This window comes from Chloroflexus sp., from assembly GCF_034431535.1.
In the GTDB taxonomy this organism is placed as follows: Bacteria; Chloroflexota; Chloroflexia; order Chloroflexales; family Chloroflexaceae; genus Chloroflexus.
In genome coordinates this window covers 171,313-184,071 of the sequence record NZ_DAOUDC010000017.1, presented here as the reverse complement: position 1 = coordinate 184,071, position 12,759 = coordinate 171,313, and the positions used below count along the sequence as shown (strand labels likewise).

13 protein-coding genes are annotated in these 12,759 nt (G+C 60.6%); 1 reads left to right on the top strand and 12 read right to left on the bottom strand.

Annotated elements, in window-relative coordinates; translation table 11 throughout:
* Positions 1–94: 94 nt before the first annotated feature.
* The 7 genes from U9R61_RS05040 to U9R61_RS05010 all read right to left on the bottom strand — a co-directional run bounded on the left by U9R61_RS05040 (position 95) and on the right by U9R61_RS05010 (position 6,195).
* Entirely contained in the window at positions 95–454 is a 360-nt protein-coding gene (locus tag U9R61_RS05040; protein ID WP_322487729.1) for a hypothetical protein, read from the bottom strand.
* Between the two features lie 198 nt (positions 455–652).
* Positions 653–1,174, bottom strand: coding sequence for an N-acetyltransferase (locus U9R61_RS05035; protein WP_322487728.1), 522 nt, complete (start codon positions 1,172–1,174; stop codon positions 653–655).
* 78 nt (positions 1,175–1,252) lie between these two features.
* Positions 1,253–2,641, bottom strand: coding sequence for an argininosuccinate lyase (gene argH / locus U9R61_RS05030; RefSeq protein WP_322487727.1), 1,389 nt, complete (start codon positions 2,639–2,641; stop codon positions 1,253–1,255).
* A gap of 22 nt (positions 2,642–2,663) precedes the next feature.
* A complete protein-coding gene (locus U9R61_RS05025) occupies positions 2,664–3,407 on the bottom strand; it encodes a hypothetical protein (protein ID WP_322487726.1) in 744 nt (247 codons plus the stop codon).
* A 23-nt stretch (positions 3,408–3,430) separates the two neighbouring features.
* The gene (gene argJ, locus U9R61_RS05020) at positions 3,431–4,648 is read right to left on the bottom strand and encodes a bifunctional glutamate N-acetyltransferase/amino-acid acetyltransferase ArgJ (RefSeq protein ID WP_322487725.1); all 1,218 of its coding nucleotides are present in this window, start codon (positions 4,646–4,648) and stop codon (positions 3,431–3,433) included.
* 6 nt (positions 4,649–4,654) lie between these two features.
* On the bottom strand, positions 4,655–5,353 hold the full coding sequence (locus U9R61_RS05015) for a histidine phosphatase family protein (RefSeq protein ID WP_322487724.1): 699 nt from the start codon (positions 5,351–5,353) through the stop codon (positions 4,655–4,657).
* A 329-nt stretch (positions 5,354–5,682) separates the two neighbouring features.
* The gene (locus U9R61_RS05010; RefSeq protein ID WP_322487723.1) at positions 5,683–6,195 is read right to left on the bottom strand and encodes a hypothetical protein; all 513 of its coding nucleotides are present in this window, start codon (positions 6,193–6,195) and stop codon (positions 5,683–5,685) included.
* Between the two features lie 193 nt (positions 6,196–6,388).
* Here U9R61_RS05010 and U9R61_RS05005 point away from each other — a divergent pair, with 193 nt between their 5' ends.
* Positions 6,389–7,642: a PQQ-dependent sugar dehydrogenase gene (locus U9R61_RS05005; protein ID WP_322487722.1), complete on the top strand. Its 1,254-nt coding sequence runs from the start codon at positions 6,389–6,391 to the stop codon at positions 7,640–7,642.
* Positions 7,643–7,647: 5 nt separating this feature from the next.
* On the opposite strand, the gene U9R61_RS05000 is transcribed toward U9R61_RS05005, so the two are convergent.
* The 5 genes from U9R61_RS05000 to U9R61_RS04980 form a co-directional block, all read right to left on the bottom strand.
* Positions 7,648–8,388, bottom strand: a complete 741-nt coding sequence (locus tag U9R61_RS05000; RefSeq protein ID WP_322487721.1) for an EI24 domain-containing protein — start codon at positions 8,386–8,388, stop codon at positions 7,648–7,650.
* A gap of 708 nt (positions 8,389–9,096) precedes the next feature.
* Positions 9,097–9,327, bottom strand: a complete 231-nt coding sequence (locus U9R61_RS04995) for a hypothetical protein (protein ID WP_322487720.1) — start codon at positions 9,325–9,327, stop codon at positions 9,097–9,099.
* A 14-nt stretch (positions 9,328–9,341) separates the two neighbouring features.
* Positions 9,342–9,641, bottom strand: a complete 300-nt coding sequence (locus U9R61_RS04990; RefSeq protein WP_322487719.1) for a hypothetical protein — start codon at positions 9,639–9,641, stop codon at positions 9,342–9,344.
* Positions 9,642–9,946: 305 nt separating this feature from the next.
* Positions 9,947–10,729: a DISARM system phospholipase D-like protein DrmC gene (drmC, locus tag U9R61_RS04985; protein ID WP_322487718.1), complete on the bottom strand. Its 783-nt coding sequence runs from the start codon at positions 10,727–10,729 to the stop codon at positions 9,947–9,949.
* A gap of 209 nt (positions 10,730–10,938) precedes the next feature.
* Positions 10,939–12,729: a DUF1998 domain-containing protein gene (locus tag U9R61_RS04980; RefSeq protein WP_322487717.1), complete on the bottom strand. Its 1,791-nt coding sequence runs from the start codon at positions 12,727–12,729 to the stop codon at positions 10,939–10,941.
* Positions 12,730–12,759 lie beyond the last annotated feature (30 nt).

Here is a 12,759-nt window from a genome sequence, read left to right as displayed (position 1 = left end):
ATCCCATTCGTACATTCGTTATCCCATTCGTACATTCGTTATCCCATTCGTACATTCGTTATCCCATTCGTACATTCGTTATCCCATTTGTTGTCTACCGAATTCGCAATCGCTCGCCGGTGCGCTGCTCCCACAGCCAGACCAGCAGGTAGAGACCGCACGTACCCAACATCACGATATTCGCAAAGACAGCCGCGTTGATGATAAAACCGGTCTGGCCAATGATACGGACAAGGTTGGCGACGGGCGCCAGAAAGCCCAGCAACCCGACCAGCGCAGCGATCCACTCAAAGCGGCGCGGGGTTGGTGATCGTTCAATCGCCACGCCCAACCCAAGCAAGACGATCCCGAACAAGGCGGGAATAGCCGACGTTGCGGCGCCGGTTGAAAAGACGCCACCAATGCCAAGCACAAGCAGCAAAATGGCGGTAGCGATCGTGCTATTCATCAGCATACGATTACTCCTGTGTTGTGGTGCTTCATAGAGAGATACGGAGCAATCGTATGATTCGGATGCCACCCAGCAATAGGGTAGTTTGGCGCGTTGCTATGGTGGAAATAGCCGCGTTATGAGCGGGGAATATGTGATGGCTCTCACAACCACCCAGAGCGATGCGTAACTGCGTGCCGCTCTGGGTGGTGAGGATCAAGGTTACGGCACCTGCCGGATCATTGCGATTTCATCGCACCGATCCTGTTTGAAGCAGGTAGCGCAATCTTGCCAGATTTTGTGCGGTAGGCGCAATTTTGGTATTTCGCGGAAGCCGAGCGAACTGAAAAATCCGACCTGCAAGGTGAGCGTGAAGAGGGTGGGAATGCCCAACTCAATCGCCTCGGTGAAGAGCGGTTCGACGAGGCGGCGGCCAACGCCGCGGCCCTGAAATGCCGGATGCACGGCAACACTGACCACTTCGGCCAGATCGGCCCACGTGATATGCAACGCGGCGCAGCCGATCACTTCGCCATCGGCTTCGGCCACATTAAAATTGCGCACCCGGTTATAGAGCTGATCGAGCGTCTTGGGCAGCATATCGCCGCGGGCAGCGTAGTAGTTGATGATCTCGTAGAGCCGCGGCACGTCGCTCACTCGCGCGCGGCGGATCGATATGGCGGCGTCGGGCCGGATGTGGAGTACCGGCAGGCTGACTGGCGGTGTGTAGAGCGGGCTGGTCATAGGTTTAGGTGTCTCACATAGGGGTCACAGCACGTTGTGCCCTGACGGTTCGGTATCGAGGCTCAGCAGGCTGCGCCCTTACTCGTCTTCTTCCTCTAAGATTTCGTGCCAGCGAGCGCATTGCTCACGGACTCGTTGCGGCGCGGCACCGCCGTAGCTGGCTTTTTGGGCGACGCTGCGCGCCATATCGAACACGGCATAGATGCTCGCGTCAAGGCTTGGCTCGACCGCCTGATACTCGCTCAGCGGCAGATGGCGCAGGCTGGCGCCCAGCGCGATCGCTCGCTGCACCAGTTGGCCGGCTTTGCCGTGGGCAACCCGGAATGGCACGCCACGCCGCACCAGTTCGTCGGCCAAGTCGGTAGCCAGCATCGCATCATCGAGCGCGGTGGCCATCCGCTCGCGGCGCACGGTCATGGTGGCAATAGCCGCCGCCGCTACTTGCAAGCCGAGATCGAGCGTGTCAAAACTGTCAAAGAGCGGCTCTTTGTCCTCTTGCATGTCTTTGTTGTACGTGAGCGGCAAGCCTTTCAGCACGGTCAGCAGCGCCACCAGATTGCCCAGCAGCCGGCCGCTCTTGCCGCGCAACAATTCCATACTATCAGGATTTTTCTTCTGCGGCATCAGACTTGAGCCGGTACTGTAGGCGTCAGCCAGTTCAACAAACCCAAATTCGCTACTCGCGTAGAGAATAACATCCTCGGCCAACCGGCTGAGGTGAATGCCGATCAGCGCGCAGACAAAGAGTGTCTCGGCCACGAAGTCGCGGTCGCTGACCGCATCGAGCGAATTGGCGGCCAGCTCATCAAATTCGTCGAGCAATTCGGTCAGCCGCTCGCGTTCAACACCGAGCGAGTTGCCGGCTAGTGCTCCCGCTCCCAGCGGCAACACGCGCATACGGGCAATGGCGTCGCGCAAGCGGCTGCGGTCGCGAGCAAACATCTCGACGTAGGCCAAGCACCAATGGCCGAAGGTGATCGGTTGAGCGCGTTGCAGATGGGTATACCCCGGCATGAGGGTATCGGCATGTTGTTCGGCTTGGGCAAGCAGCGCCAATTGCAGATCTCGCAACCGCCGGTCGAGCTGGCGGGCAATGCCGATCGTGTAGAGGCGCATATCGGTGGCGACCTGATCGTTGCGCGAGCGGCCAGTATGCAGTTTGAGCGCGGCGTCGCCGATCAGCTCGCGCAACCGGCGTTCGACAGCGGTATGAATGTCTTCGTCACTTCCGACTGCGACGAACGTACCATTGGCGAATTCGGCCCGCACCAGCTCTAAGCCGCGCACTAGCTCGGCATGCTCGGCCTCGCTAATCAGGCCGACCTGCGCCAAGGCGCTGGCCCACGCGATGCTGCCGGTAATGTCAACGTCGGCCAGCCGCCGGTCAAACCGGAACGAGTCATTAAACCGGCGCATCTCGGCTGCCGTTGGTTCGCTAAATCTGCCCCCCCAAAGCCGGTGTTCCATTGACGCTACTCCTCCATTCGGATCACAAAGGCGCGGTTGCTGTGGTCTGATGAGATTCAATGGTCAAACTGCACCGTACCAGCAATTGCCAGTAGTTGGCAACGAGCGTGCCGGCCACGCGCACGATCTCGTCGAGCTGATGAGCATTGAGCAGCTCTGCGGCCAGTTGCGGCCAATCGCGCGGCTGCAACGGAAACGAAAAACTCTCCCCGATTCCGGCGAAGCAGCGCTGGGAGGGCCAGCGCCGGTTGATCAAACAGAGCGCAGTATGCAGCTCGGTAAGCAATGCCGGCACCAACAAGACCGCATCGCGCTCGTGGCGGCGAGCGGCGGCGGCGCGGAGTTCGCCGTAAGCGCCGAACACCAATTGCGGCAGGTGCGGCAAGATGCTGCGGTAAAAATCGAGTTCGGCCAAAGCGCTGGCCTGCGCGAGCCATTCGTTTACCTTTTGACCATTGCCGATCAGTGGTTGCAATGCCGCCAGCCAGCCCAGCCACTGCGGCCAGCGTAGGTCAGGCGCGCACATGACTTCCGTAAGTTCTGCCGCGGCAATGGTATGGATCGTCACCGGCAAGCTCTGCACAATGAAGCTATGATGTAGGCGCGTGACGGCGCTCTCAACCACTGCCAGCACCTCAAGCGGATCGAAATCGGTCAGCGGCGTAGGCGGTTCAAGCATCCCCGCCACCGCCACGACCATTCCCGGCTGCGCGGCGAGGCGCTGGCATAGCTCACGGGCAAGTTGTTGGCGCGCGGTGCGATCCATGACCTTCACCCTCTGTCGAGTGGTCACGTCCGGTATTCAGCATTGATCCGCACGTAATCGCAGCTAAAATCGCACGTCCAGACCGTGGCGCTCCCTTCGCCGAGACCAAGATCGGCGTCAATCGTAATGTCGGGTACATCGAGCAGCTTATGCGCCGCCTTCTCGTCGAACGGTAGCGGCAGACCGTTTTCCAGCACCCGCATGCCGCCGAAGTGCAACACCACCCGGTTGGGGTCAACCGTTACCCCAGAGTAGCCAATCGCGCACAGCACCCGCCCCCAGTTCGGATCGGCCCCGAACAGCGCTGTCTTGACTAGCGGCGAGCGGGCAATGGTCATCGCCGCTTGCTTAGCCTCGGCGTTATTGACGGCACCGCGCACCGTGATGGTGACAAAGCGAGTCGCGCCTTCGCCATCGCGCACAATCGCGTGGGCAAGGTGCTGGCACACCGCAGTGAGACCAGCCACAAAAGCAGCGCCAGCAGGCGAATCCAGCTCGGTGATCGGCGGCGCGCCGCTCGCCCCGTTGGCCATCACCAGCAACGTGTCGTTAGTGCTAGTATCGCCATCGATACTGATACTGTTAAAGCTTACTTCAAGCACCTGCCGCATCGCCGCGTCAAGCACATCGCGCGGGACAGCGGCGTCGGTCGTCACCACGGCCAGCATCGTCGCCATATTCGGGTGGATCATCCCCGCGCCTTTTGCCATCCCGCCGATGGTTATCACGTTTCCATCAGGCAACGTCACCGTAACGGCGCAATGCTTGGGCCGGGTATCGGTAGTCATAATCGCGCGCGCCGCAGCCACTCCGTGATCAGGGCTAAGGCGGGTCGCCGCCTCGATGATCCCGCGGGTGATCTTGTCCACTGGCATCGGTACGCCGATAGTTCCGGTTGACATGACAAAGACACTGTTGGGTAGCAGATCGAGCGCCTGCTCGACGGCGCGGGCCATCGCCACGGCGGCAGCATCACCATCGACGCCGGTGCAGGCATTGGCGTTGCCAGCGTTAATCACCACTGCGCGCAAATCACCGCCTTGCGCCATTAGCGCCATATCGTACAGCACCGGCGCCGCTTTCACGGCGTTAGTGGTAAAAACCGCTGCCGCTGTGGCCGGATAATCGCTCACCACCAGCGCCAGATCGTTGCGGTTTGCGTACTTGATACCGCATGCAGCCACAGCGGCGCGCCAGCCGCGCGGGCTTGCGACGTGTCCATCGGCGAGAAAGCTGACCATACCGAGCTACTCCTCGGTCGGCACCGGCGAGGCGGGATGCGTGTCTTCCCAGCGCACCGACTCGACCGCGCCGATCCCCTGCAAATGAGCGATGTCGTTATAGGCATTGAGCCGCCAGAGCTGCTGGTTCCGCCGTTCCACCCGTTCCCACCACGTGATGCTGGTATTGCGGGTATGAAAGTCGGTTGGCGGTACCACCAGACTCGGCATGCGGAAGAAGTGAATGAACGAACAGTCGATCACACCGCCGTGACAAACCACCACAATCGTCTTGCCCTCGTACTCGGCAGTGATGCGCGTGAGCGCGCGGCTCACGCGCAGGACAAAATCCCCCCAGCTCTCGCCGCCGGAAGCGATCGGGCGCAGCGGGTAACGGTCGAAATCGGGCACCCCAAACAGCGCCCAAGCCTCGTGATTCGGCAGGCCATCAGCCTCGCCGACCCGCAGCTCTTGCACCTCATCATCAAAGATAATCGGCAATCCCAACGCGGATTGGATAATCTCGGCAGTCTGGCGGGCGCGCGGCAACGTTGACGAGATCAAAACATCGGCCTTAATCTCGCCACTCGTAGCAAGGCGATCACGCAACCGTTCGGCCTGCGCAATGCCGCGCGGCGTCAACCCGGCATCGCCGCGCATCCCGGCCACAATCGGCTGAACATTCGCGACGGCTTCCCCGTGACGGATCAGATATAAGTGCGTCATAACCCCCTGCGCTGGCTTGATGCGAATACATAGAAGAAGCCAGCCTGCGCGCTGGCAGTGCTGGCCTGAGAACATCTCGTACAGAAGTGCAGGCGCGGCTAGCCAGATCGCGCAATGGGCTGGCGACGGCAACGATGACGGCGACGATGAACCATCGGGCGGCTGCGGTAGGTGTTGGTCAGAACCATCGTATCCATTGCGATCATCGTCTCCTTGCCTGCAACTATGCTCGCGCAGTATACCACAGCCGGCGCGGGGGCGCAAAGGGTTTCCGACCTGACGTTGGGTGCGGGCAGGTGCCCGCTTGTCATCGCGAGAGTATCCTCTTGTCATGACGAGGGCGCGGAGCGCCCGAAGCAATCTCCCGCTTCAGCGGAACAGCCTACCTGAAAGGCGTCACTTCCCCTCCGCCGTTGGAGGAAGGGAGACACTCGCGCGCGAGGGCAGGTGCTATTGAGGCCACAGAGGCCGCGATGCAGCAAGGTGATCCCGCGAGAGCCAACGGAGCTGGTCAGCACCACGAACCGGTCGCGCAGGGTGGCGGCAGCGCGCGCCAGCACGATCGGCTGCCTGTGCCATCCGCGCCCGATCCACGCAAGGAACGGGGCAAAACAGGTGGTCACAGCGAGGGTGTGGCGCTGCGTACCGGCCGTGCGCGGGGCCGCGACCTGCTGGGTGCGGAGCACTGCAAGCACGGTCGCCACCGTCACGCGGCCAGCCGGTCGGGTGGTCGCGATCCCGCACATCCTCCACGCGCACACCGTCGCCGGCGGAGTGCTGCGGTGGGGTGCGGTGCGTGACCCGCGTGCCGTCCATTCCGCTCCTGCCTTGTGGTGAGTCATGCGGCATCTCGTATCACGGTGGGAGTGGGGACATCCATGATATAAGGTGGGCTGCCTCAAATACCTGCCCCCGAAAGGGGGTGGCCCTCAACCCCATGTCACCTAGAGCCAAACCGGGCAATGCGTTTGGCCATCGCGCTGGCTGATCTGGTATGATGAACGTACCGGATCATCAAGTCAAGGTTGTACAGGTATGAAACGCTCATTGGCTGTCTTGCTGGTTGCGCTGGGATTGGCGCTCGTCGCCATTACACTTGCCCAACCACCTTATCGGCTTCACCTTCCCATCATTGCCCGATCACCGATTGTTCCTCCAGCCGACGCGATCAGTGCGCGGTTACAAGTCACTGAAGAATATGCGGTACGGCTCTATGCGAGCGGGTTGAATCGCCCGCGCCTGATGGCCATCGGGTTCGACGGCGCGCTCTATGTCGCTGAACGGAGCGCCAACCGGGTGGTGCGGCTGGCCGACGCCGATGTCGATGGGAGAGCGGATGGGATCACGCCGGTGGCGACGAATCTGCCCGGCGTGCATAGCCTCGAATGGCATAACGGCGATCTCTATGCCGCCGGCAATGCCACCGTGTGGCGGCTGCGCGACAACAATAGCAACGGGGTGTTCGAGAGCAGTGAGATCACGGTCATCGTTGACGGCCTGCCCAACGACGGCGGCCACTCAACCCGCACGGCTCGCATCGGCCCGGACGGCATGCTCTACGTGTCGGTCGGCTCGAAGTGCAATATCACCGTTGGTTGCAGCGAAGGAGATCCGCGCCGGGCCGCTATTCTCCGCTATACAATCACTGGCGGCATTCCCGCCGATAATCCATTCGCCAGTGATCCTGATCCGCGCCGGCGCGCGGTGTGGGCCGAAGGCTTGCGCAACAGCGTCGATTTCATCTTTTTGCCTGACGGGAGGCTGTGGGCCACTCACAATGGCAGCGATGGCTTGGGCAACGATCTGCCGCCGGAAGAGGCGCTGATCGAGGTTGAGCGCGGCAAGCATTACGGCTGGCCCTACTGCTACACTGCCGAACTGGGGCCGGTGCCTGCCGGCGCGCAAGAGGTGCGTGATACGCGGGTGCCGCTCGATGCCGCTTTCAGCAGTTGCGCGCAAGCGACGCCGGCACTGTTTACCGATCTAGCCCACTACGCGCCGTTAGGGCTTGACCGGCTGGCGAATGGCGATGTCTTGATCGCCTACCACGGCTCTTGGAATGCTGACGAAACGCCACGCGATTGCCGCGTGCAGCGTATTCGCGTCACCAACGGCATGCCAGTCGCTGGCGAAGCCTTCCTCACTGGCTTCCGCGACAACCCGCAGCAAGAATGCGGCGGGGCATGGGGCCGTCCGGCTGGCGTTACGATCGCCCCCGATGGAGTCATCTTTGTCTCGGACGACCGGAACGGCAATATCTACCGGATCGTACCGGTTGGCACGCCATAACGCGGTTAGGTGGCGCGTTCCGGCTCGGCCACATCACAATAAAAGAGGGTGCCGGAAGTGATACAGATCGGCACCGCCACCAAGTTGAAGAGCGGAACACTCACCAAGCCAAGGCAGATCAGGCCAAAACCGGCGCTGGCCGGCAAATGGCGGCGGATGAAGCTTAGCTTCGCGCGAAAGCGCCAGCGCCGCCGTTCGAGCGGTGGATCGAAGAAGTCGAGGCAGGCGATCGTCGCGCCGATCGCAATGCCGGCGATCGTCGCCAAAACCGAACCGGCGCCGGGGATGAGGTTCAGCAAGAGCGACGGCAAACCAATAGCGAGCGTCAGCAGCAACTTCTTCAATTCAAACGCGAGGGCGCGGCCCAGATCACGGGCAATATTGGCCGGCGTTGCCGGCGGCGCAGTGACGGCAACCCCGCGCAACCGTTCTTCGAGCAGCTCGGAAAGCCGGCTGTAGAACGGCGAACCGAGCACCACCCCGAACCGCACCAGTAGATACCCCAACCCAACAAAGAGCACAACGATCAGCAAACCGCGTACCAGCCACGCAATCCACGCCGGCCAACCGGCCAGCAGCGCATCAATCGCTTGGAACCCGGCCAGCAACAAGGTGGTGTAGAGGATAAAGCCTACCAGCAGGTTTAATCCGATTGGAATGGCGATATAGCGCCAGAGCAGGGGTTGGCCGGCAATGAGCCGGATAGCGCGGAAGGGATAGCTGAAACCGTGCAGCAATGCGTGCATAAGGGGTGAAACTCTCTTTCCTCACATCGTTGCCAAGTACCGCAACGAGCGCAGGTTGCGGGAGACAACACATGGTACCGCAGATGGCACGGAGGTGGAAGGGAGATTTTTACCACAGGGGTGGGATGTGTTTTTTACCGCAGAGGACGCGGAGGACGCAGCGGGAAAGGCATGCTGTCATTGTGAGGGCGCGCAGCGCCCGCAGCAATCTCCTTTCAGCGAATGATTTGCCTGAGCGACCACCCCTCCCCCAGCGGCTTTTGGGGGTAGGTATTTGAAGTGAGTCAACCAACCTCGTATCATGGTGCGCGCGTGATGGAGGTTCAAGATCGCGACGACCCCTCCTTGCACCTCTCCCCTTCCCAACCCTCTGCGACCCTTCGCGTTTTTGCGTGTAACATCGCTGCGCCTTGGCTTGCGTTGCGTTTTTACGGTATCGCCCCCGCTTGCCGGCTTTGGAGTGCGGCAGTCAAACTACCGTACTCCATATCTGTCCGCCCCTCAACCCCAGCGGGTTGAGGGGCTAGGGGTGGAGGCACGTGTTTTACCGTCGAGGACGCAGAGGGAGAAGAGCCTCGCAAAGATGCAAAAGGCACAAAAATAAAAAAACCTCTGTGTCCTTAGCGTTTTCTGCGCCTTTGCGTTTGAACCCGCTGCACCTTGGCTTGCGTTGCAGCACGGCGTTGATACCTTTTGCCGGCCCTGAGCCTATTCCTTCAAGCACATACGCGTCAAGTGTAAATCCACCCCTCCCAATGGCGGCAAGAGCGGACGACCATCATTCAACGGCACACAGACATACCCACGCTCAGCACTAAAGGTTGTATCGAACCAACGCGCATTAGGCAGTACTGCGGTACGAGCCGAGCGGATAGTGGCATTAATCTGATCAATGTACGGTTGATAGATAGCTTTCATCTCTGGACGTTGCTGTATCATCACATTCAAATCCCCTAGCGAAGAACCATGAAAATGGGTTTTCCGTTCAGCCATCGCCAACAGATACGGCGCAATCGGCACAAAAAGTAGTAGTACAGCGGTGTATAAATCATTGGGATGAAGTCATAACTTGGTGCCACATACAGCGGTTGTCCTTGCAACACCCGCAAAACATGCAAAAAGGAATTCCCTTCCAACCATTCAATGGCGAAGGGATAGCTGAGCCGAGATAGCGCGACCCAGAGGAAGAGTGTAACTGCTATACCTGTACAACCTGTAAGAACGATGTGGATGAACCGACGGTATGTCATCATAGAGATCCTTCAACAAAGCACTAGAGTGTAAAGGTTTTGCGTTGCAAATTATACTTTAGGATGAAAATATGATAGCCAATTTTACCACAAAGAGCGCGGAGGACGCAGAGGGTGTTTTTACCACATAGGGCGCGCAGCGCCAAAGCAATCTCCTCTCTGAGGTGCAACCCAATGGCGTGGAGGCACCCCTCCCGCTGAAGCGGGAGATTGCTTCGCCGCGCGGCGGGCAAAGCCGCGCTCTGCCCCTACCGCGCGGCTCGCAATGATAAACGGGGGCGGATCCGGACCGCCGTCCGATTCTACAGTTACTCCGGCAGCACGTGCAGATACCCTTCATCGATCAGGCGCTTGAAGTAGGCGACGACACTCAGCGCCATGCTGCGATCGGGCAGCAGGACGCCGATTTCAATGTTGCGTTCACCGGCGGCTGCGGTGAGATTGGCCGAGGTAATGAAGAGTCGTTCATCGTCAACGACGACGGCTTTGGCATGGAGTACGGCGCGCTCGCTGGCATCGAGGCTGAGCGAGCGGGGGTCGTAGTAGACGCGCGGACGGCGGGTTCCCGGCCATGCTTTGCGCCAGAAGTCAACAGCGAAGGCGCGCACCCGTGCGTCGCTGGCGGTGGTGTCGCCCCAGCGGCGCTGGATGTTTAAGAGCAGGGTGACATTCAACTGTGGTTGCTGTTCCATACGCTGGGCGAGGGTGGCAAAGACGTTTGGCCCGTCGTAGTAGACGAAGCTGCTGAGCCAGACGCTGCGTTCGGCGTTGCCGAGCAGTTCGTTGTACACGATGTTGGTGTCGCGGGCGTAGATTCCCGGCACTTGCAGACCGGACAGCACGAGGTCGGGTTTGCGCTGGCGAGCGGTGACGCGCTCGATGGCGCGGAGGGCGGCGGCGGCGCCGCGTGCGCTCATGCCGAGGTCGTGCAGTTCGTGGAGGGCAGCGGCGAGGGCGGCGGCGTTGTCGAGGCGGCCAAGGGCGGTGCGCAGTTCGACTTCGCCGCTGGTGAGGTCGAGCTGACCGTGTTCGAGCGCGGCGATGAGTCTGGATCGCTTGTCGGTGGACAGCTCGATCAGGATGTCGTTCATAGGCGTGGCCAGTCATTAGGCGCAAAGTGAGCAAAGACGGTTAACGCAAAGACGCAAAGTGAGCAAAGGCGCAGAGATTCTTAACGCAAAGGCTCTAAGGGTTTTGGTTGGTGTGCCTTTTGCGTCTTGTGGAATAGCCACAAAGAAGCACAAAAGACGCAAAATCTTCTATCTGTGCGTCTTTTGCGTCTTTTCGTGGCTATTCCTGCCTACTCCACTGCAAAAAACGCGGCGTCTTCCAATCCGACGACCGGCACCGCCAGCGCCCGGTCGAGGTAGTCGTTGCGCATTTCACACGATGATTCGCTAATCAAGGCGCAGCCGTGGCACGCGGCGCCGAGCAGCCACCGCTCTTCAAAGGTGTCGCGTGGAGAGTGCTGGGCACAGATTGGGTCGTTCGAGCAGAACATGCCGGTGCGCAAAGCGTAATCGAGGTGCTCTTCGAGCGAACGGGCTTGTTGCACGAGCCCTCCTAACGTGCCGCTGGCGTCGGGACTGCCGGTGTAGAGAAGGATGCCGTAGCGTTGCCCAGCAACATCGGCGTAGATCCGTTCGCGGATGGCGCTCATCGGGTAGCCGCAACGCAGCGCGAGCGATTGGATGAGCAGGTGCGAGAGGGTGTGCAGCAAGATGTACGGGCCGCCGGGGAAGGGACGTTTGCTGTGGCGGTGTACTTGCCATTGGGCATGGCCGCTGGCGAGCTCGTGCAGGCGGCTCTGCACGGCGGGCCGTTCGAGCCAGTGCGCCACGGCGGCGCTGGCGAGTTGGACGAAGATGCCTTCGCCGCGGTTTTCGACTGCCGGAAACCACTTTGGCTCGCGCGCCAACTGCGCCCGCTCGACCTCTTGCTCGTATTCGCCGTTGATGTCGGGCATGATGGCCTCGAAGCGGGTGAAACCGATCAGAGCCAGCACTTCGCGCAAGCGGTGCAATTGGTAGACGGCGGCGATGTTGTCGCTGAGTTTGCTCTTGCGCCAGACCCGATCGGGCAAGCGACGAACATGAAAGTCTTCGTTGAGCGGTACGTCGTCGCCGTAGCCTTCCGGCGCGGCGAGGATGGCATCAAGTTCCACCAGCTTGGGTGGTTTTTCCGGCGATCCGGCACCGCTCTTTTTGCGTTGGATGGCGGCGAAGATGTCTTCGTCGGTGAATGCCGCCAGCTTTTGGGCGACATCTGTCTTGCGTTTAAGGAGGCGTAAATCACCGATTTCTTCCACGATGTAGAGTTCGCCCCACAATTCTGCGACCACCGCATCAATCCCTTGCTCAGGTTCGGGGATCGAGAGTACGGCCAGCACTTGCGGGAAGTAGGCGTTCGAGGCAGTGCGGATGAGGAGGCGCAGCGGTTCGCCGCACTCTTCGTTGCTGTCGAGGCCGAGCCATGGCCGCCTTCCGCTGCACCAACCGAGCGGGTGCGCTGAGCGGTTCCTCGCTTCAATCATCGAACGCTCGGCGCCGCATTCGCAGCGCACTTTGAGATCGCTGAGATCGCCGCTCGTGCCGTGTTCGTCGAGCCAGAGTTGTTGCCGACAGTCGGTTTTGCCGCGATGGACGAACGTCCGCCAGTCGATGTCATCGACATGGCCTCGACTGCACGCGGCAATGAAGCGGGTGGCGACGACCGGCAGCTTGTTGTACCGGTTGCGCTCAAGCGCCTTGCGGGGCACGAGTCGCCGTGAGCGAATGCGGCTACTGCTTTGGTCATTTTCTTGGACGACGAACCATTCCGGGAAGCGGTAAACGCCAACGCCGAGCGGTTTGCCTCCCGGTGTGTCATCGGCTGCCGGCGGTGCGTAGAGACGCGGGTTGCTGATGCTGGTGATGTGTTGGATGATACGCGCGAGGCGCGGTTCGCTGATCTCTTCGAGTGCGCTCGTTGGCGGCCATACGTCAAGGCCGCCGATGATGGCAGCGTGGCGCGGCAGGTCGAAAAGCGCCCCCGGCCCGTAGGTCGTAAGTAGTTGTCCGCGCCGTAATTGTCCGTGTGCTTTGGTTGTCATAGGCGTTGTGGTTGGTTTGTGATATTGGTT

Bases quoted from the DNA above. Each gene is read 5' to 3' on its own strand.
- drmC (WP_322487718.1), bottom strand. From the start codon at position 10,729: ATGAACGACATCCTGATCGAGCTGTCCACCGACAAGCGATCCAGACTC.
- U9R61_RS05035 (WP_322487728.1), bottom strand. From the start codon at position 1,174: ATGACCAGCCCGCTCTACACACCGCCAGTCAGCCTGCCGGTACTCCAC.
- U9R61_RS04995 (WP_322487720.1), bottom strand. From the start codon at position 9,327: ATGATACAGCAACGTCCAGAGATGAAAGCTATCTATCAACCGTACATT.
- U9R61_RS05015 (WP_322487724.1), bottom strand. From the start codon at position 5,353: ATGACGCACTTATATCTGATCCGTCACGGGGAAGCCGTCGCGAATGTT.
- U9R61_RS04990 (WP_322487719.1), bottom strand. From the start codon at position 9,641: ATGATGACATACCGTCGGTTCATCCACATCGTTCTTACAGGTTGTACA.
- U9R61_RS04980 (WP_322487717.1), bottom strand. From the start codon at position 12,729: ATGACAACCAAAGCACACGGACAATTACGGCGCGGACAACTACTTACG.
- U9R61_RS05000 (WP_322487721.1), bottom strand. From the start codon at position 8,388: ATGCACGCATTGCTGCACGGTTTCAGCTATCCCTTCCGCGCTATCCGG.
- argH (WP_322487727.1), bottom strand. From the start codon at position 2,641: ATGGAACACCGGCTTTGGGGGGGCAGATTTAGCGAACCAACGGCAGCC.
- argJ (WP_322487725.1), bottom strand. From the start codon at position 4,648: ATGGTCAGCTTTCTCGCCGATGGACACGTCGCAAGCCCGCGCGGCTGG.
- U9R61_RS05040 (WP_322487729.1), bottom strand. From the start codon at position 454: ATGCTGATGAATAGCACGATCGCTACCGCCATTTTGCTGCTTGTGCTT.
- U9R61_RS05025 (WP_322487726.1), bottom strand. From the start codon at position 3,407: ATGGATCGCACCGCGCGCCAACAACTTGCCCGTGAGCTATGCCAGCGC.
- U9R61_RS05005 (WP_322487722.1), top strand. From the start codon at position 6,389: ATGAAACGCTCATTGGCTGTCTTGCTGGTTGCGCTGGGATTGGCGCTC.
- U9R61_RS05010 (WP_322487723.1), bottom strand. From the start codon at position 6,195: ATGACTCACCACAAGGCAGGAGCGGAATGGACGGCACGCGGGTCACGC.